Origin of the sequence: Sphingobium sp. DN12 (assembly GCF_051058005.1) — a bacterium.
GTDB classification, from domain to species: Bacteria; Pseudomonadota; Alphaproteobacteria; order Sphingomonadales; family Sphingomonadaceae; genus Sphingobium; species Sphingobium yanoikuyae.
Genome location: NZ_CP173717.1, coordinates 4,114,139 through 4,131,634 on the forward strand (window position 1 = coordinate 4,114,139; position 17,496 = coordinate 4,131,634).

Below are 17,496 nucleotides of genomic sequence, written 5' to 3' on the forward strand. Positions count from 1 at the left end.
GAGGGGTTAGGGGAGGGTTTTGGAGATTGGCGTCGTAGACATGCCCTCCCCCGTCCCCTCCCTGAAGGGAGGGGGGCTCAGGCCAGCTGGCAGATGTCCAGCACGTTCATGTCGGTATAGTCCTGGTTCTCGCCGGCCATCGCCCAGATGAAGGCATAGGATTTGGTGCCCGATCCCATATGGACCGACCAGGGCGGCGAGATCACCGCTTCCTCGTTTGCCATGACGATGTGACGCATCGCATCGCCCTCGCCCATATAGTGGAAGACGCGGTCGGCATCGCCATCCAGCTCGAAATAGAAATAAATCTCGCTGCGGCGCTCATGGATGTGCGGGGGCATGGTGTTCCACACCGAACCGGGCTTGAGCACGGTCAGGCCCATGACCAGCTGCGCGCTGTCGCAGATGCCGGGGATGACGAGCTGGAAGATGGTGCGTTCGTTCGATTCCTCCAGGCTGCCGCGCTCCAGCGCATTGGCGTCGGCGATGCCGAGCTTGCGGGTGGTGAACGCCTTGTGCGCCGGGCAGGAGGCGAGATAGAAGCGCGCGCCGGCGCCGGCGAATTCCACGTCCTTGGCGCCCATCGTCACATAGAGGCAATCCTTGTTGCCGAGCGTGAAGACTTCGCCGTCGACGGTCACGGTGCCTTCGACGCCCGAGACATTGACGATCGCCAGCTCGCGCCGCTCCAGGAAGGGATGGCCCGCCGCCGAAGCCGGCTCGGTCTGCGCCGGCAGCTTCACCGGCGCATCGGCCACCGCCACGCCGCCGATCACGAAACGCTCGGCATGGGTGTAGTTCAGCACGCATTCGCCGTCACGGAACAGCCCGCCGATCAGATAGCGATCCCGCAGCTCCTCGTTCGACACGCACTCCATCATGTCGGGGTGGGTCGCATAATAGGTCTTGTCGAACATCGGGAATCTCCATCCAAATTTTGCAGAAGCTTATAACGGCGCAGGCGGCGAATGTAAGCCTGTTTTCCCGGAATGTGGACTATTGTTCCGACATATGAGGAAAATCGCCGCGCAGCAGGATGACATGCAGGAAGCGGGGGCCATGGGCGCCACGTACATAGGTGCCCTCGATATCGGTCGTGCCCGACACGCCGGTGATCCAGTAATGGGCGCGCGGCTGCGGCCCGGCGAGCGGCGCCTCCTCCAGCCAGGGGGCGATGTCGGCCACGCGCAGCAGCACCAGATGGTGCAGCGTCAGGAAATTGGGCAGCATCGGCGCCTGCGGGCTGGTCTCGAAGACCAGCGACCCGGTCTCGGCAATCCCCTTGCGCGCGATCGCCAGCGCTGCCGCCTCGTCGGGTGCGGCATCCTGGTGCAGGGCAAAGCCGCTCCAGTCGCAGCCCGACAGACGCGGGTCGGGCGGCAGGCAGAGCGCGCGCGCCTCGCCCTGCGCATCCAGATAGCGCGCGACCGCTGCGGGCAGGTCCGATATCGTTTCGATAACGTCATGACTGGCGCTGACGCTGGGCAGCGCCAGCCGCGCCAGAAATTCCGCCTCGACATGGGCGACATCGACCGCCGGCCGCTCCGGCGTGCCGAGCAGCGCCGCAGCCTCCGCCGCTATGTCAACTTCGCTGTCATCTTTCAGGCGACCAAGGATGGCCTCGCGCGCATTCATCGGCCGTTTTCCTTGCGATATTGGTCCATGAAGGTCTGGGCCGCGGGCTTGGGCATGTCGCGATAGCGGGTCCAGCCGCCCGCCAGCGGCAGCTTGCTGATCCAGCCCTTGCTGCTCAGCAGCCGCATCGCCCGCACCGCCAGGCCGGTGCCCATCCGATAGAGGCGTGGCCGGGTCGCGACCCAGGCCCATAGGCCCAGCCCCGCGCGCAAGGATTGCGGCTCAAGCCCCTCGCGCCAGCTCTTCTCGCGCCAGCCGCGCAGCAGCGTCGGCAGCGGAATGCGCACCGGGCACACCTCCTGGCACTTGCCGTTCATGGTGCAGGCATTGGGCAGGTCGCGGCTCTGCTTCAGCCCGTCCAGCACCGGGGTCAGCACCGCGCCCATCGGGCCGGGGTAGGTGCCGCCATAGGCATGGCCGCCAATCTGCCGGAACACGACGCAATGGTTCATGCAGGCGCCGCAACGGATGCAGCGCAGCATCTCGGCCAGCCCGTCCTCGCGCATCTGGGTGCGGCCATTGTCGACCAGCACGATATGCATTTCCTCCGGTCCGTCCCGGTCGCCGGGGCGCCTGGGGCCGGTGTAGAAGGTCGTGTATTGGGTCAGCGCCGCGCCGGTCGCGGATCGCGCCAGCATCCGCAGCATATGCACGGCATGCGGCATGCTCGGCACGATCTTCTCGATCCCGGCGGTCACGATATGGACGCGCGGCGGGACCAGCGACAGCTCGGCATTGCCCTCATTGGTGACGGTGCAGATTGCGCCCGTGTCGGCAATCAGGAAATTGGCGCCGGAAATGCCGACATCCGCGCCCAGCATCTGCGTGCGCAGCTCGCGCCGCGCGCTTTCCGCCATGGCGGCGATCGTCTCTTCCTCATGCGGCGTGCGATGCTTGGCCTTGAACAGGGCGGACACCTGTTCGCGGGTCTTGTGCATCGCCGGCCAGATGATGTGCGAGGGCCGCTCGTCGGCCAACTGGATGATATGTTCGGCCAAATCCGTCTCGACCCGGCCGATGCCCGCTTCCGCCAGCGCATGGGGCAGGCCGATTTCCTCGCCCAGCATCGACTTGGACCGGGCGACGCTCTTGGCCTTCGCCGCCTTGCACAGGGCGATGACGATGTCGCAGGCCTCATCGGCGGTGCGCGCCCAATGGACCTTTGCCCCGGCCGCGGTGGCGTTCGCCTCGAACTGCTCCAGATAATGGCCGAGATGAGCGACGACATGGTCCTTGATCGCCGCCGCGCGGGTGCGCGCCGCCTGGAAATCGGGAAAGGCATCGACCGCGACGGCGCGCTTGGCTTCGGCCGTGCCCGCCGTCCGCTCGACCGCGACCTTCAGGATGCGATCGGCCAGCGCCGCGTCGGCGCGCGCCTTGAAACTGGCCGCCTCGGCCGGTGCGCCGCTCATGCCTCTTCCCCGATCGCGGGACCATCGCCCATGCCCGCGATCAGCTCGATCGCGTGGAAGGCGCGGACCTTGCTGCCCTGGCGGTTGAGCTTGCCGGCCATGTTCATCAGGCAGCCGAGGTCGCCGGCCAGCAGCAGGTCGGCGCCGGTCGCCTCGATCGCGTCCGCCTTCTCGCCGACGATCGCGTTGGAAATGGCGGGATATTTGACGCAGAAGGTGCCGCCAAAGCCGCAACAGGTTTCCTCGCCCGCCAGCGGCGTCAGCTCCAGCCCGGCGATCGGCTTCAGCAACCGGCGCGGCTGCGCCTTGACGCCCAGCTCGCGCAGCCCCGAGCAGCTGTCATGATAGGTCGCCTTGGCATCCATCTGCACGCCCTCGGGCTTCCACCCGCATATCTCGTCCAGATAGGCCATGATCTCCCATGTCCGGCTTGCCACCGCCTGCGCGCGCGGCAGCCACTCCGGGTCATGCTCGAACAGCTCAGGATAATGGCAACGGATCGTGCCGCCGCACGACCCCGACGGCACCACCACCGCCTCATAGGGTTCCAGCGCGACGATCGTCTGTTTCGCCAGTGCGATCGCATGGTCGGTGTCGCCGCTGTTGAGCGCCGGCTGGCCGCAACAGGTCTGGCCTTCGGGCACGACCACGTCGCAGCCGGCCGCCTCCAGCGCGCGGATCGCGGCAAAGCCGATGCGCGGGCGCATCATGTCGACCAGGCAGGTGACGAACAGGGCAACCTTGCGCTGGGTCACACGCCATGCCTCTTGGCAAAGGCCAGGAACAGGTCGGGCCAGGGCGCGGCCGACTGGGCTTGCGCCGTAATGCCGAAGCCATGGCCGCCATTTTCGAACAAATGGCATTCGGCCGGGATCTTCTGCGCCCGCAGCGCCGCCAGCATGGCGATGCTGTTGTCGACCGGCACCGCCGGATCGTCGATCGCATGGGCCAGGAATATCGGCGGCGTCTGCGCGCTCACATCCTGGTCCAGCGAATAGGCGCGCATCCGCTCGGGCGACGGATTCTCGCCCAGCAATTGCGTGCGCGACCCCTTGTGGACGAACGGCCCCTCCATCTGGATCACCGGATACATGTAAGCGGCGACGGCCGCCTTGATCGGCTCGCGATCGGCGGCATCGACCGGCTTGTAGCTTTCCACCGGCGTCCGGCTGGTCAGCCAGGCGGCCAGGTGGCCGCCGGCGGAAAAGCCGATCACGCCGACACGGTTGGCGTCGAACTTCTCCTTGCCCGCCAGGCTGCGCACCAGCCGCAACGCGCGCTGTGCATCCTGCAGCGGCGCTTCGGCCCCGGCGGCCCAGCCATCGGCGGGCAGGCGATAGAGCAGCACGAAGCAGACATAACCCGCCTCGGCAAAGCGGCGCGCGATCGAATAGCCCTCATGGCCGATCGCCACCCGGCTGTAACCGCCGCCGGGGATCAGCATGATCGCGGCGCCATTGGGCTTTACCGGCCGCAACAGGGTCAGGGTCGGGGTGACGATATGGGCGAACACGCCATCGTCCGGCCCGCTGTCGGGGCGGCGCAGCGTCTCCACTTCCTTGACCGTCACATGCTCGCTGCCCGGCGCCTTGCCCGGCCAGATCGGAAAGCGGACGAACCCCTGGGGCAGCGGAAAACTCTGCGCCAGCGCCTCGCCCATCGGCGCAAGCGCGGCGGCAACGGCGGCGCCGGTCAACAGGCCGCGGCGGTCAAGCATGGTCATTGGCATTCGGTCCTTCCCAGCGGCGTGGTCCGATTGAGCGCCGGCCGGCTGGCCAGTACCTTGGCCGAAATCGGCAGGTTCAGCGCCTTGAGGCCGCCGGCGACCAGATCGGCGACATTGCGCGCGCCCAGTTCGCTGAAATGGGTATCGTCATCGATCCCCTTGGGGAAGCCGGGCATCTTGTCCTCCGCCTTGTAGTGGAGGAAATAGGTCTTTGCCTTGTCCGGCCCGGCCCGGTCGACCCAGGCACGCGACAGCGCTTCCAGATCGATGATCGGCACATGCGCGCTCGCCGCCAGTTCGCGCATCACGGCGGAATATTCGGCGAAGTCGGCCTTGGCCTTGCCGTCGGCGCCAAAACTGCGCCGCGTCACCGGCGTCACCAGCACCGGCGTGCCGCCAGCGCCGCGCACGTCCCAGATGAAGCGCAGCAGATTGTTGCGATAGTCGGTCTGCGCCGGCGCCCAGCGCTGTGGCTTGGCGCGATAGGCATCATTATGGCCGAACTGGATCAGCACCGTGTCGCCGGGCATCAGCTCGCTCATCAATTTCGTCCAGCGCCCTTCCTCGATGAAGGTGCGGGTCGACCGGCCGCCCATCGCATGGTTGGACACCCGCACCTCGGGCGACAGGCCGCAGACCAGCATCATGCCCCAGCCGGTCTGGGGATAATTGCCCTTCTTGTAATTGGCCGCGGTCGAATCGCTGGCGATCAGGATCGTGTCGCCCGGCTGCGTCGCCAGCGCCGGCAGGGGCGTGGCCAGCAGGGCGAGGGCGGCGGCGGCTTTGGTGACGATCCTCATCGGCGATGTCCTGTTTCCTGAATACCGTCATCCCCGCTTTCGCGGGAATGACGGCGCTCAATATCTTATTGCAGGTTCACATACATGCCGCCGTCGACCAGCAGCGCCGCGCCGGTGACATAGGCGGCCATGTCCGACGCCAGGAAGACGATCGGCCCGGCCAGGTCTTCGGGTGCGCCCAGGCGGCCGAGCGGCGTGCGCTTTTCCATATATTCGCGCTTCTCGACATCGGCCAGGTCATCCTTGTTGATCTCGGTCAGGATGGTGCCGGGCAGCACGCTGTTGCAGCGGATGCCATATTTGCCCAGCGCAATGGCCGTGGACTGCATCAGCGAATGCACGCCGGCCTTGGTCGGGGTGTAGTGGGTCTGAAATTCGCCACCGACCAGCGCCGAGATGGAGGAGACGGCGACGATCGATCCACCATGGCCCTGCTTCACCATCTGCTGCGCGGCGGCCTGCACCATGAAATAGGCGCCGTGCAGATTGACCTTGAAGGTCCGTTCCACCACGTCGACCGGCATGTCGAGGAAGCCGTGGAACGGGCAGATGCCGGCATTGCTGACCATCACATCGACCTTGCCGAACGCCTCGACCGCCTTGGCGACGAAGTCCTGCGCGGTCTGCGGATCGGCGACATCGCCCTTCACCGCGATCGCGCGCTGTCCCAGCGCCTCGATCTCCGCGACGCAGCTGGCGGCCGGGCCGTCGCTATGGGCATAGTTGATGACGACGTCGGCGCCATGCTGGGCGGCGCCGATGGCGGCCGCCCGGCCGATGCCGGTCGATGCGCCGGTGACGAGGACGGTCTTGCCTTCAAGCAGCTTCATGCGAGCATTTCCTTGGATTAGCGCCGCACCGGGCGGCGGGGGGATTTGACGCCGGGGGTCCAGCCCAGATCGGCGCTGACCTTCTGCGCGGCGGCGCGGACTTCGTCGCTCAGCGATGCCATGCGCTCATCGTCCATATATTGGGCGGCGCTCGACAGGCTGATGGCGGCGACGATCGCGCCCGACGCATCGCGGATCGGCGCGGCGACGCAGCGTATCTGGTCCTCATTCTCTTCCAGGTCGAACGCGCGCCCGGCCGCGACATAGCCGCGCATCCGCTCCAGCCATGTGGCCGGATCGGCATCATGGGTGCCGTTCTCCCGCTCGCTTTCCAGCAGCCGGGTCCAGCCCGCCTCCGGATCGTCCAGCATCAGCGCCTTGCCCAGGCCGGTCGACGTGAGCGGATGGCGGTCGCCGATCCGGCTCGAAATCTCGACCCGGCGGCGGCCGGGAATCTTGTCCAGATAGAGCGCCTGGTCGCCGTCCAGCCGGCCCAGATGCACCACATCCTCGCTCGCGGCGGCCAGCGCTTCCAGATGGGGGCGGGCAATCTGCACCACGTCGGCCTGGCTCTGCGCCAGGAAGCCCAGCTGCAGCAGCTTGGGGCCAAGCTGATAGCCCTCGCGCGGCAGGAAGGTCAGGAAACCGCGCTCGACCAGCGCATTGGCCAGGCGATGGGTGGTGGAGCGCGTCAGGCCCATGCGCTCGGACAGGTCGGCGAGCTTCACCGGCCCGTCGATCACCTGGTCGAGCAGGTCCAGCCCGCGCTGAAGGGTCTGCGACCCCTGCGTCTTCGACTTTTCCTCTCGCGGACCCGATTCCGGGTTTGACGTATTTTGTCTCATCTACTAACACTCTATCCCACAAAATGAGAAAAACAAGGGTGTAGGAGAGGCTGGACGCGATTCTTCCCCTCAATTGCCCCACGTTGTGCGCATTTTGTCCATATGGTGGAAGTGTTATTGCCCATCCCCTTGCGATGGGTCTGGCCCAAGGGAGTTTCAGCGTGCCCATCGTGACGTTGCCGAAGATCAAGCATGTCCGCGCCTTCACCGTGCGCGGCGGCGGTGCCGATTATCATGACCAGGGCGAAGGCCACTGGATCGACGATCACATCGCGACGCCGATGTCGAAATATCCCGAATATCGCCAGTCGCGGCAGAGCTTCGGCATCAACGTGCTGGGCACGCTGGTGGTGGAGATCGAAGCGGAAGACGGCACCGTCGGTTTCGCCGTGACGACCGGTGGCGAGCCTGCCGCCTATATCGTCGAAAAGCATCTCGCCCGCTTCCTCGAAGGCCGGTCGCCGACCGACTATGAGAAGATCTGGGACCAGATGTATTTCTCGACCCAATATTATGGCCGCAAGGGCCTGGTCATCAACGCCATCTCCGGCGTCGACCTCGCGCTCTGGGATCTGCTCGGCAAGCTGCGCCAGGAACCGGTCTATCATCTGCTCGGCGGCGCGGTCCGCGACGAACTGCAATTCTACGCCACCGGCGCGCGCCCGGACAAGGCGAAGGAATTCGGCTTCATCGGCGGCAAGATGGCGCTGCACCACGGCCCGGCCGAGGGTATCGAGGGCCTCAAGAAGAATATCGCCGAACTGGCCGACATGCGTTCCAAGGTCGGCGACGATTTCTGGCTGATGTGGGACTGCTGGATGGCGCTCGACGTCGACTATGCCACCCGCCTCGCCATCGCCGCGCATGAGCTGGGCCTCAAGTGGATCGAGGAAGCGATCAGCCCGGACGATTATTGGGGCTACCAGCAGCTCAAGCGCAACGTGCCCAAGGGCATGCTGGTCACCACCGGCGAGCATGAAGCGACCCGCTGGGGCTTCCGCATGCTGATGGAAATGGATTGCTGCGACATCATCCAGCCCGATGTCGGCTGGTGCGGCGGCGTGACCGAATTGCTCAAGATCAGTGCGCTGGCCGACGCCCATGGCAAGATGGTCGTGCCGCATGGCTCGTCGGTCTACAGCTATCATTTCGTCATCACCCGCCACAACTCGCCCTTCGCCGAGTTCCTGATGATGCATCCGGGGCCGACGGAAGTGGTGCCGATGTTCCACCCGCAATTGCTGGGCGAACCGGTGCCGGAAAATGGCCGCATGAAGGTGACCGCGCTCGACAAGCCGGGCTTCGGCGTCGACCTGAACCCCGACATCGCGATGCACCGCCCCTATACCCACTGATCGCCTGAACAGAGAAAGACTGATCCCATGAAATTTGTTCGTTTCGGCCAGCGTGGCCAGGAAAAGCCCGGCGTGATCGATGCCGAGGGCAAGATCCGTGACCTGTCCGGCGTCGTCGCCGACCTGACGATCGAGAGCCTCGCCGCCGCCAAGGGCGTCGACATCGCCTCGCTCCCCGTCGTCGATGGCGACCCGCGCTATGGCGTGCCGGTCAAGGGCATTGGCAAGATCGTCGCCATCGGCCTCAACTATGAGGACCATGCGATCGAATCCAACCTGCCGATCCCGACCGAGCCGATGATGTTCATGAAGGCGCTGTCGTCGCTCAATGGCCCCAATGACGAAGTGATGCTGCCCAAGGGTTCGACCCATGGCGACTGGGAAGTCGAACTGGGCGTCGTCATCGGCGAAACCTGCCGCTTCGTGTCGGAAGAAGACGCGCTGTCGAAGGTCGCTGGCTATGTCCTCGTCAACGACGTGTCGGAACGCTTCAACCAGAAGCAGCGCGGCACCCAGTGGAGCAAGGGCAAGGGCCATGACACCTTCTGCCCGGTCGGCCCCTGGCTGGTGACCGCCGACGAAATCGGCAACCCGCAGGATCTCGACATGTATCTCGACGTCAATGGCGCGCGGATGCAGACCGGCAATACGAAGACGATGATCTTCAACGTCGCCCAGCTCATCTCCTATGTCAGCGAATATATCACCCTCTACCCGGGTGACCTGATGATCACCGGCACCCCTCCGGGCGTGGGCGAGGGCAAGAAGCCCGAAGCCGTCTACCTCAAGGCTGGCGACGTCATGGAACTGGGCATCGCCAAGCTCGGCAGCCAGAAGCAGAATGTCGTGGAATGGCGCCACCTGGGTGACGAGGTGCTCGGATGAGCGTCTTTTCCGGACGCTATGAAGGTCGCTGCGCCATCGTCACCGGTGGCGCGTCGGGCCTGGGCAAGCTGGTTGCCAAGCGCATCGTCGAAGAAGGCGGCAAGGTGGTCCTGTGGGATCTGAACGCCGACGCCCTCGCCGCTGCTAGTCAGGAAGTCGGCGCGACCCATGTGGTTGCGCTCGACGTCTCCGATCAGGCCGCCGTCGCCGCCGCCGCCAAGGCCAGCGCGGATGCGCTGGGCAAGATCGACGTCCTCGTCTGCTCGGCCGGCATCACCGGCGCGACCGCCACGGTGTGGGACTATCCGGTCGACAGTTGGCAGCGGGTGATCGACATCAACCTCAATGGCCTCTTCTACTGCAACCGCGAAGTCGTGCCCTTCATGCTCGAAAACGGCTATGGCCGGATCGTCAACCTCGCCTCGGTCGCAGGCAAGGAAGGCAATCCCAACGCCAGCGCCTATTCGGCCAGCAAGGCGGGCGTGATTGGTCTCACCAAGAGCATCGGCAAGGAACTGGCGGGCAAGGGCGTGATCGCCAATGCCCTGACGCCGGCCACCTTCGAAAGCCCGATCCTGGAACAGCTGCCGCAGAGCCAGGTCGACTATATGCGCTCGAAGATCCCGATGGGCCGCCTTGGCCTGGTCGAGGAATCGGCCGCCATGGTCTGCTTCATGGCCAGCGAGGAATGCAGCTTCACCACGGCGTCGACCTTCGACACCTCGGGCGGCCGCACCACCTTCTGACCCAAACCTCTACGCGGCGCGACCGGCCATCCAAGAGCCCGGCGCGCCGCGATTTATGCCAGTCTCTCCCCCGTTCGCCCTGAGCCTGTCGAAGGGCAGGCTGAGCGAAGTCGAAGCCGTCGCCACGCTCGGCCCGAACGGAAAAGAGGCTGCTGAACTGTTCATGGGAGAGGACGCATGATCCCCTTTGTCGATGCCCATATCCATCTGTGGGATCTCCACCATATCCGCTACGATTGGCTGAGCCCGCCCTTTTCGGACGATGGCCCCAATGGCAGCGTCGAGCCGATCGCCCATGACTATGGCGTCGCCGACTATCGCGAAGACCTTGCCCGCTGGAACGTCATCGGCGCCGTCCATGTCGATGCCGGCGCGGCTGCGGAAAGCGCGCTGCGCGAGACCCAGTGGCTCGACACGCTCGCCGCCGTCGACGGCCTCCCCACCGGCTTCGTCGCCTTCGCCGCCCTCAACGACCCGGATGTCGATGCGCTGCTGGCCGCCCAGGCCGCCCATCCCCGCGTCAGGGGCATCCGCCACATCGTCAACTGGCATGCCGATCCCCAGCGCACCTATGGCCCGGTCGACCTTACCGTCGATCCGCAATGGCAGGCGGGCTATGGCCTGCTCGCCAAACATGGCCTCTCCTTCGACCTGCAATGCTATCCGGGGCAGATGCCCGGCCTCGTCCCGCTGATCGAGCGGCATCCCGACATCCCGGTCATCATCAACCATATGGGCATGCCGGTGCTGACCGATCCGGATGGCCTCAACGACTGGCGCCGGGGCATGAAGGCGCTCGCCGCGCTGTCCCATGTCGCGGTCAAGCTGTCGGGCATGGGCTTCATCCGCCGCGACTGGACCATGGCCGGCATCGCGCCGCTGGTGCATGAGGCGATCGACATGTTCGGTGTCGATCGTTGCGCCTTTGCCAGCGACACGCCGACCGACAAGCTGTTCGGCCCGATCGACCGTTACATGGAATCCTATCACGCCATCGTGTCGGATTTCCCCGAAGCCGATCGCCGCGCCATGTTCGCCGGCAACGCCAATCGCCTCTATCGCCTGGGACTTGCCCTATGACCCCCAATCCTCTGCTCGGCGTCCTCTTCCACTGGCTCGGCGGCTTCGCCTCGGCCAGCTTCTATGTCCCCTTCCGCGGCGTGAAGCGCTGGAACTGGGAGATTTTCTGGCTCACCGGCGGCATCTTCTCCTGGGTGATCGCGCCCTGGTTCTTCGCCTCGGTCCAGACCAACGATCTGATGGGCGTGATGGCGCAGGTGCCCTCGTCCGTGGTTGGCTGGTGCATCTTCTTCGGCTTTCTCTGGGGCTTTGGCGGCCTCACCTATGGCCTCACCATGCGCTATCTCGGCCTCTCGCTCGGCATGGCGGTGGTGCTGGGCCTCTGCACCGTCTTCGGCACGCTGATCCCGCCGATCTTCGACGGCACCTTCATGACCGAAATTGCCGGCACCCTGCATGGCCAGATCGTCCTCTTGGGCCTCGCCGTCACCGTGCTCGGCATCGTCGTCGTCGCCCGTGCCGGCGCCCGCAAGGATGCGGCGCTCTCGACCGAACAGAAAGCGGCCGTCGTCGCCGAGTTCGATTTCAAGAAGGGCATCGCCGTCGCCATCTTCTCCGGCATCATGTCGAGCTGCTTTGCCTTCGGCCTCGCCGCCGGCGAACCGGTCAAGGCGCTGTCGGCCGCCGCCGGCACTGGCCCCTTGTGGACCGGCCTGCCCACCCTCTGCCTCGTCATGTTCGGTGGCCTCATCACCAACGCGCTCTGGTGCGGCTGGCTGATCGCCAGGAACAAGTCGGCGGGCCAGTGGGCCGGGGCACCCGACGCCAGCGGCCAGCGCCCCAAGCTGCTGCCCAATTTCCTGCTCTGCGCGGTGGCGGGCACGGCCTGGTATTTCCAGTTCTTCTTCTACACCATGGGCGAAAGCCAGATGGGCCGCTTCGGCTTCTCCAGCTGGACGCTGCACATGGCCTCGATCATCATTTTCGGCACCTGCTGGGGCTTTGCCTTCCGCGAGTGGAAGGATGCCGCGCCGGCGGTGCGCCGCATGGTGTGGAGCGGGGTCGGCCTGCTGATCCTCGCCACCCTCATCATCGGCTATGGCAACAGGCTGGCCAGCTGATGCGCCGCTGGCTCGCCGCCCTGCTGCTGACGCTCGCCGCCCCGGTGGCGGCGGCCGACGCGCCGCTGCTGACATCGCATCTGCGCATCCATGATCCCTTCGTCGTGGCGGAGCAGGGCAGCCGAACCTACTGGCTCTTCTCGAAGAATGACCCGGCCGTCACCGGCGATTCGCGCATCGGCATCATGGCCTATGCCAGCAGCGATCTCGCCCATTGGCAGAAGCCCAGACTGGTCTTCGCCCTGCCGAAGGACAGCTGGGCCAATGACGGCGGCTGGGCGCCCGAGGTGCATCGCTGGAAGGGGCGCTATTATCTCTTCGCCACCTTCCACAATGACAAGGCGGCGATCCCGGCCAGCGGCAAGCGCCCCAATTATCGCCGCGCCACCTTGCTGGCGGTGGCGGAGCGCGTCGATGGCCCCTATCAGCTTATCCACAAGGGCGAGCCGGTCACCGGACCTGATGCCATGACGCTCGACGGCAGCCTCTATGTCGATCCCGCCGGCAAGCCCTGGATGGTCTATGCCCATGAATGGCTGCAGATGGGCGTCGGCACGATGGAGGCGCTGCCGCTCAAGGACGATCTCTCGCCCGCCGGCAAGCCGCAATTGCTGTTCCGCGCCAATGAGGCCGACTGGGTGATCGGCCAGAAACAGCCCGAAGGGGACATGGGCTATGTCACCGACGGCCCCGAACTCTATCGCACCAAAAGCGGCACCCTGTTGATGCTCTGGTCGAGCTGGGGGAAGGGCGGCTATGTCCAGGCGCAGGCCCGCTCAAAATCCGGCACGCTCGCCGGTCCGTGGGAACAGCTTGGCCCGCTCATCATGCAGGACAGCGGCCATGGCATGCTGTTCCATGCCTTTGATGGCCGGCTGATGCTGGTCCTCCACCGCCCGTTCAAGCGGGCGATCGCGAAATTCTACGAAATGCGCGACGCCGGCGATCGGCTGGAGGTCGTGCGCGAGGCCGTGGAACTGGATGGCGAAGCCTATCCCACCCATGGCTGCCCGATGGGAGTATCCGATGCTCGCTGCTGATCTGGTCTGGCCGCTGCGCGACGCGCCAAGCGGCGCCTTCGCCCTGGAAAACGCCAATGCCGCGCCCGAACAGGCGGTCGTCACCGCCGTCGATCGCCCGGTGCTGCTCGGCTATGTGCCCGAAAACCCCAATGGCCGTGCCATGCTCATCCTGGGCGGCGGCGGCTATGTCGCGCTGATGGCCGGACGCGAAGGGGTTCAGGTCGCGCAATGGCTGACCTCGCTCGGCTATCATGCCTTCGTCCTCGTCCACCGCTTTCCCCATGCCGGCACCGGCCCGTCCGCGCCGCTCGACGATGCGCTTGCCGCGATGCGGATGATCCGCGCCTCCGATCTGGCGCCCGATGGCGTCGGCGTCGTCGGCCTGTCCTCGGGCGGCCATCTCGCCGCCTGTCTCGCCGCGCATTATCCGGCGGACTGGGGCGATGTCGCGCCGCAGCGGCCCGATGTCATGGTGATCGGCTATGCGCCCATCTCCACCAATGCCAATGGCCGCACCATCGTCGCCGACAAGCCGCCGCTGCCGCCGGTGGAAAAGCAGGCGCTCTACGACGCGCTTCAGCCCGACGCGCAACTATTGCCCGGCCCGCCGCCGGCCTTCATCGTCTATGCCGGCAATGATCCGGTAGTGCCGGTCGAAAACGCCCATCGCCTCAGCCGCGCCTGGCAGGATGCGGGCGGCAACGCGGAACTGCACATCTTCGCCGACGCCCCCCATGGCTTCGCGCTCGACACGCCGGATCAGCCCGTCTCGCTCTGGCCGCGCCTGTGCGAAGCCTGGCTCAGGCAGGTCGGCTTCCTGTAAACTTCGCTGTCACCTTCCGGCAATTCTAATGCCGTGAGGGCACGGCATCCGACTGGCGCCGGATCAGCTGATAATCCAGCTTCACCCGGCCCAGCGCCTCTTCGCCGTCCCCATCGTCCTGGCTGCTGAAATGGGCGCCCAGCAGGCCGATCGCCTCGCGCGCCATGTCGCGGATCGGCTGGCGGATCGTCGTCAGCGCCGGCCAGATCGCGCTCGCCAGCGGGGTGTCGTCGAAACCGCAGATGGTGATGTCGCCCGGCACGTTGATCCGCCGCTGATGCGCCACCGTGATCGCCGCCGCCGCCATATCGTCATTGCAGGCAAAGATGGCGCTCGGCGGCGTGTCGAGGCTCAGCAATTGCTCGGCCGCGTCCAGCCCCGATCGGTAGGAAAAGTCGCCCGGCACGATCCAGCGTTCATCCAGCCTGATGCCCCGGTCGGCCAGGCAATCGCGAAAGCCCTGCAGGCGTCGGGCGCTGGCGCGGTGGCGGATATTGCCGGAGATGAAGCCGATCTGCCGATGGCCAAGGTCGATGAGGTGCCGGGTCAGGTCATAGGCGGCATGGCGGTCGTCTGTCCCCACCGCCAGCATGCCGGGCACCTCGCCATCGGGCGCGATGCCGACCACGGCGATGTCGCGCGCCTGCAATGCCTCGACCAGTTCGGCCCAGTCGCACAGCGGCGGCGGCAGGATGACACCGGCGACATGCGCCTTCGACACCTGATCGACGATCTCCTTGGCAAAGGCGCCGGGCGCGCATTGCTCGACCACCAGATGCAGATGGCGCTGCGGCGCCTCGCCCAGCGCGCCGAGCAGCAGTTCGCCCAGATAGGCCGATGTCGTCGAATTGCTGTGCAGCAAGGCCACCCGCCGATCGGCACTGCCCACCAGCGCGCGCGCCGACGCATTGGGCACATAGCCCAGATCCTTGACCGCCTGCTCGACCGCCTGTTGCGACTTGGCGCTGACCAGCGCCTTGCCGTTGATCGCGCGCGACGCGGTCATCATCGACACGCCGGCACGGGCGGCGACTTCGCGGATCGTGGGCGGCTTCTTCTTCGCGGCTTTCTGCATCGTCCATCTTCCTAGCCACTTTTACGGGCAAGGAAAATCACGGCGATCAGGGCTTTAGTCGTATATGCGCCGGCGCATCGCGATCGACGCTGACGATCCCGTCCTTCTCGGTCAGTTCGGCGATCTGCAGCACCGACCGCCGCTTCCAGTCGGGATTGGCCTTCGCCTCATCCTCGCCCTCCTGATGGACGAAGTAGATGATATAGGCGCGGTCGCCCGACACGATGATGTCGGGATGCTGGCCCTTGGCCCGGTCGGTTGGCGCCTTGCCGGGCGTCGCCAATATATAGTCCGGCTGGCGCGTCCAGTGCGTCCCGTCGTCGGAGCGCATCACCAGCAGCCCCTTCCACGCGTCGGAGATCAGCCAATATTTGCCCTTCCAGCGAAACGCCTTGGGCCCTTCGCCCGGCGTGTCGGTCAGCCGGTCCTTGACGGTCCAGTGAGTGAGGTCGCTGCTGTCGGCGGTGCGGATCGCCTTGTTCATCCGCTCGTCGTTGAAGAACAGCCGATAGCCGCCGCCCGGCAGGGCGAGGACACTGGCGTCGATCACCCGGTCGGAGCCCAGGTCGAGCCGCTCGCCACAGGTCCAGCTCTTGAGGTCCGGGCTGGTCAGATGGACGATGAAGCGCGGCGCATTCCAGTCACGATAGACGCCCGGCACCACCGTCAGCCACATATGCCACTGGCCTTCCAGCCACTGCACTTCGGGCGCCCACAGCGTCTCGCCGGTGCAACGGGTCGGGATCGTCGCGGTGCCGCTATAGCGCCACTTCGCGCCATCCTTCGACCGCGCCGTGCCGATCGCCGTGCCATGGACCCAGCGGACATCCCTGGCGTCTTCCATGGGCAGGTCGGCGCGGCGATTGGTGTAGAACATCACCCATTCGCCGCTCTTGCGGTCATAGACGGTCGACGCATCGGCCGCGCCATCATGCACCGGGTCGCGCAGCAGCGGCTTGGGCGCCACCGGCCCGCTCGCGGCGGCGGCCATCAACAGCAGCGACGCGATCATTTGAACAGCCTCAGGTCGAATGCATCGGCCATGACGCGGAAGCCTTCATCATTGGGATGCAACGCGTCGCCGACATCATAGGGCTTGGCCATGCGCGACGGATCGGCCGGGTCGGCCACCGCCCTGGCCAGGTCGACGAAGCCGTCGGCCTCCTTGGTCGTGCGGATCCACTCATTGACGGCAATGCGCACCGCATCGCCCTCCGCGCTCCAGTAACCCGCGCCCTTGTATGGCAGGATGGTCGCCAAAATGACCTTGATATTGCGGTCATGCGCCCGCGCGATCATCTGGCGATAGGCGCCGATGACGGTCTGCGGCGTCAGCATCGGGCGCTTGTCGCGCGCCGCCCCGCCCAGATCATTCACCCCTTCCAGGATGACGACATGGGTGACGCCCGGCACCGCCAGCACATCACTGTCGAACCGCGCCAGCGCATTATAGCCATCCGCCTCGCTCAGCAGCCGGTTGGCGCTGATCCCGGCATTGGCGACGCCGACGCTCTTGCGGCCTGCCTTCTGCAGCCGCTCGGCCAGCAGATCGGGCCAGCGCCGGTTGCTGTCGGGGGTGGCGCGCACGCCATCGGTGATGGAATCGCCCAGCGTCACGATCGCCGTGCCGCGCTTCGCATTGTCGACTTCGACCGCGGAAATCACCACGCGCGGCCCGATGACGGTCGGGCTGGTCAGCGTCTGCGCACCGGTCTGGTCGCCCGGCGCGGTCCAGGTCGTCGCCGCCGAATAGCTGTGGACGGTCGCATCCGCCGCGCCCTGCGGCAAATGGATGGAAATGCTGATCCGGGTCAGCGGCTTGACCGCCAGGTCGATCGGATCGCTCAGCAATGGCGCGCGTGCGGGAATGGTCGCACCCTGCGCCTGGTTGAAGGTCACGACATGGTCGCTGCCCGGCACGATCGCGCCATTCTCGCCGGCCAGCGCGACATGCACACTGCCCACCAGCAGCGGATTGACCGACATCTCGTTCGACAGGCGGATGCGGATGCGCTGCCCGCCGCTCGACAGGCGCATCACCTGGCGGACGGTGCGGTCATTGAGGTCGGGATGCTTCTCGGGCGGGGCACGGTTGACCAAAGGTGCCGCCATCCAGCTGCGCGACCAATATTGGGCGTCCGCCGGCGTCGCGGCGACGATCGCCAGCAGCGCCGCACCCAACAGCATCCTCTTCGCCATGC

General features: G+C 66.1%; 18 protein-coding genes. 7 read left to right on the plus strand and 11 right to left on the minus strand.

All coding sequences use genetic code 11. The features are described 5' to 3' along the window. Positions 1-77: 77 nt before the first annotated feature. The 8 genes from kduI to ACI6S0_RS19550 all read right to left on the minus strand — a co-directional run bounded on the left by kduI (position 78) and on the right by ACI6S0_RS19550 (position 7,248). A complete protein-coding gene (gene kduI, locus ACI6S0_RS19515) occupies positions 78-917 on the minus strand; it encodes a 5-dehydro-4-deoxy-D-glucuronate isomerase (RefSeq protein WP_099234210.1) in 840 nt (279 codons plus the stop codon). A 79-nt stretch (positions 918-996) separates the two neighbouring features. Continuing rightward, on the minus strand, positions 997-1,635 hold the full coding sequence (locus ACI6S0_RS19520; RefSeq protein ID WP_434404031.1) for a LutC/YkgG family protein: 639 nt from the start codon (positions 1,633-1,635) through the stop codon (positions 997-999). Next, positions 1,632-3,047 (minus strand): lactate utilization protein B, encoded by a 1,416-nt coding sequence (locus tag ACI6S0_RS19525; RefSeq protein ID WP_434404032.1) that lies wholly within the window; start codon positions 3,045-3,047, stop codon positions 1,632-1,634. The genes ACI6S0_RS19520 and ACI6S0_RS19525 overlap by 4 nt, the downstream gene beginning before the upstream one ends. Next, positions 3,044-3,802 (minus strand): (Fe-S)-binding protein, encoded by a 759-nt coding sequence (locus ACI6S0_RS19530; RefSeq protein WP_434404033.1) that lies wholly within the window; start codon positions 3,800-3,802, stop codon positions 3,044-3,046. Before ACI6S0_RS19530 ends, ACI6S0_RS19525 begins: the two co-directional genes overlap by 4 nt. Beyond that, entirely contained in the window at positions 3,799-4,770 is a 972-nt protein-coding gene (locus tag ACI6S0_RS19535) for an alpha/beta hydrolase (protein ID WP_434404034.1), read from the minus strand. Before ACI6S0_RS19535 ends, ACI6S0_RS19530 begins: the two co-directional genes overlap by 4 nt. Continuing rightward, a complete protein-coding gene (locus tag ACI6S0_RS19540; protein ID WP_434404035.1) occupies positions 4,767-5,573 on the minus strand; it encodes a rhamnogalacturonan acetylesterase in 807 nt (268 codons plus the stop codon). Before ACI6S0_RS19540 ends, ACI6S0_RS19535 begins: the two co-directional genes overlap by 4 nt. Before the next feature lie 65 nt (positions 5,574-5,638). Then, a complete protein-coding gene (locus ACI6S0_RS19545) occupies positions 5,639-6,403 on the minus strand; it encodes an SDR family NAD(P)-dependent oxidoreductase (protein ID WP_004209342.1) in 765 nt (254 codons plus the stop codon). Between the two features lie 17 nt (positions 6,404-6,420). Next, positions 6,421-7,248 (minus strand): IclR family transcriptional regulator, encoded by an 828-nt coding sequence (locus tag ACI6S0_RS19550; protein ID WP_004209343.1) that lies wholly within the window; start codon positions 7,246-7,248, stop codon positions 6,421-6,423. Between the two features lie 134 nt (positions 7,249-7,382). On the opposite strand from ACI6S0_RS19550, the gene rhmD reads away from it, so the two are divergent. The 7 genes from rhmD to ACI6S0_RS19585 all read left to right on the plus strand — a co-directional run bounded on the left by rhmD (position 7,383) and on the right by ACI6S0_RS19585 (position 14,220). Further along, positions 7,383-8,603 (plus strand): L-rhamnonate dehydratase, encoded by a 1,221-nt coding sequence (rhmD, locus tag ACI6S0_RS19555; protein WP_017500963.1) that lies wholly within the window; start codon positions 7,383-7,385, stop codon positions 8,601-8,603. Positions 8,604-8,630: 27 nt separating this feature from the next. Next, the gene (locus ACI6S0_RS19560) at positions 8,631-9,488 is read left to right on the plus strand and encodes a fumarylacetoacetate hydrolase family protein (protein WP_434404036.1); all 858 of its coding nucleotides are present in this window, start codon (positions 8,631-8,633) and stop codon (positions 9,486-9,488) included. Continuing rightward, entirely contained in the window at positions 9,485-10,234 is a 750-nt protein-coding gene (locus ACI6S0_RS19565) for an SDR family NAD(P)-dependent oxidoreductase (RefSeq protein WP_097385001.1), read from the plus strand. Before ACI6S0_RS19560 ends, ACI6S0_RS19565 begins: the two co-directional genes overlap by 4 nt. A 177-nt stretch (positions 10,235-10,411) precedes the next feature. After that, complete coding sequence (locus tag ACI6S0_RS19570; protein ID WP_434404037.1) at positions 10,412-11,314, plus strand: amidohydrolase family protein; 903 nt, start codon at positions 10,412-10,414, stop codon at positions 11,312-11,314. Beyond that, entirely contained in the window at positions 11,311-12,375 is a 1,065-nt protein-coding gene (gene rhaT / locus ACI6S0_RS19575) for an L-rhamnose/proton symporter RhaT (protein ID WP_159367584.1), read from the plus strand. The genes ACI6S0_RS19570 and rhaT overlap by 4 nt, the downstream gene beginning before the upstream one ends. Further along, positions 12,375-13,415 carry a glycoside hydrolase family 43 protein gene (locus ACI6S0_RS19580; protein ID WP_434404038.1) on the plus strand — a complete coding sequence of 347 codons (1,041 nt, stop codon included), beginning with the start codon at positions 12,375-12,377 and terminating at the stop codon, positions 13,413-13,415. The genes rhaT and ACI6S0_RS19580 overlap by 1 nt, the downstream gene beginning before the upstream one ends. Beyond that, on the plus strand, positions 13,402-14,220 hold the full coding sequence (locus ACI6S0_RS19585; RefSeq protein ID WP_434404039.1) for an alpha/beta hydrolase: 819 nt from the start codon (positions 13,402-13,404) through the stop codon (positions 14,218-14,220). The genes ACI6S0_RS19580 and ACI6S0_RS19585 overlap by 14 nt, the downstream gene beginning before the upstream one ends. A gap of 25 nt (positions 14,221-14,245) precedes the next feature. Here the strand turns inward: ACI6S0_RS19585 and ACI6S0_RS19590 are convergent, their stop codons facing one another. Genes ACI6S0_RS19590 through ACI6S0_RS19600 form a run of 3 tightly spaced genes read right to left on the minus strand, consistent with a single transcriptional unit; the run spans position 14,246 to position 17,494 of the window. After that, a complete protein-coding gene (locus tag ACI6S0_RS19590) occupies positions 14,246-15,295 on the minus strand; it encodes a LacI family DNA-binding transcriptional regulator (RefSeq protein WP_434404040.1) in 1,050 nt (349 codons plus the stop codon). A 46-nt stretch (positions 15,296-15,341) separates the two neighbouring features. Then, the gene (locus ACI6S0_RS19595) at positions 15,342-16,307 is read right to left on the minus strand and encodes a glycoside hydrolase family 43 (RefSeq protein ID WP_434404041.1); all 966 of its coding nucleotides are present in this window, start codon (positions 16,305-16,307) and stop codon (positions 15,342-15,344) included. Continuing rightward, positions 16,304-17,494 carry an SGNH/GDSL hydrolase family protein gene (locus tag ACI6S0_RS19600; RefSeq protein WP_434404042.1) on the minus strand — a complete coding sequence of 397 codons (1,191 nt, stop codon included), beginning with the start codon at positions 17,492-17,494 and terminating at the stop codon, positions 16,304-16,306. Before ACI6S0_RS19600 ends, ACI6S0_RS19595 begins: the two co-directional genes overlap by 4 nt. Positions 17,495-17,496 lie beyond the last annotated feature (2 nt).

What these genes read in the sequence shown, in the direction of transcription:
- kduI (WP_099234210.1), bottom strand. Translation starts at nt 917, where the DNA reads ATGTTCGACAAGACCTATTATGCGACCCACCCCGACATGATGGAGTGC.
- ACI6S0_RS19520 (WP_434404031.1), bottom strand. Translation starts at nt 1,635, where the DNA reads ATGAATGCGCGCGAGGCCATCCTTGGTCGCCTGAAAGATGACAGCGAA.
- ACI6S0_RS19525 (WP_434404032.1), bottom strand. Translation starts at nt 3,047, where the DNA reads ATGAGCGGCGCACCGGCCGAGGCGGCCAGTTTCAAGGCGCGCGCCGAC.
- ACI6S0_RS19535 (WP_434404034.1), bottom strand. Translation starts at nt 4,770, where the DNA reads ATGACCATGCTTGACCGCCGCGGCCTGTTGACCGGCGCCGCCGTTGCC.
- ACI6S0_RS19540 (WP_434404035.1), bottom strand. Translation starts at nt 5,573, where the DNA reads ATGAGGATCGTCACCAAAGCCGCCGCCGCCCTCGCCCTGCTGGCCACG.
- ACI6S0_RS19545 (WP_004209342.1), bottom strand. Translation starts at nt 6,403, where the DNA reads ATGAAGCTGCTTGAAGGCAAGACCGTCCTCGTCACCGGCGCATCGACC.
- ACI6S0_RS19550 (WP_004209343.1), bottom strand. Translation starts at nt 7,248, where the DNA reads ATGAGACAAAATACGTCAAACCCGGAATCGGGTCCGCGAGAGGAAAAG.
- rhmD (WP_017500963.1), top strand. Translation starts at nt 7,383, where the DNA reads ATGGGTCTGGCCCAAGGGAGTTTCAGCGTGCCCATCGTGACGTTGCCG.
- ACI6S0_RS19560 (WP_434404036.1), top strand. Translation starts at nt 8,631, where the DNA reads ATGAAATTTGTTCGTTTCGGCCAGCGTGGCCAGGAAAAGCCCGGCGTG.
- ACI6S0_RS19565 (WP_097385001.1), top strand. Translation starts at nt 9,485, where the DNA reads ATGAGCGTCTTTTCCGGACGCTATGAAGGTCGCTGCGCCATCGTCACC.
- ACI6S0_RS19570 (WP_434404037.1), top strand. Translation starts at nt 10,412, where the DNA reads ATGATCCCCTTTGTCGATGCCCATATCCATCTGTGGGATCTCCACCAT.
- rhaT (WP_159367584.1), top strand. Translation starts at nt 11,311, where the DNA reads ATGACCCCCAATCCTCTGCTCGGCGTCCTCTTCCACTGGCTCGGCGGC.
- ACI6S0_RS19580 (WP_434404038.1), top strand. Translation starts at nt 12,375, where the DNA reads ATGCGCCGCTGGCTCGCCGCCCTGCTGCTGACGCTCGCCGCCCCGGTG.
- ACI6S0_RS19585 (WP_434404039.1), top strand. Translation starts at nt 13,402, where the DNA reads ATGCTCGCTGCTGATCTGGTCTGGCCGCTGCGCGACGCGCCAAGCGGC.
- ACI6S0_RS19590 (WP_434404040.1), bottom strand. Translation starts at nt 15,295, where the DNA reads ATGCAGAAAGCCGCGAAGAAGAAGCCGCCCACGATCCGCGAAGTCGCC.
- ACI6S0_RS19595 (WP_434404041.1), bottom strand. Translation starts at nt 16,307, where the DNA reads ATGATCGCGTCGCTGCTGTTGATGGCCGCCGCCGCGAGCGGGCCGGTG.
- ACI6S0_RS19600 (WP_434404042.1), bottom strand. Translation starts at nt 17,494, where the DNA reads ATGGCGAAGAGGATGCTGTTGGGTGCGGCGCTGCTGGCGATCGTCGCC.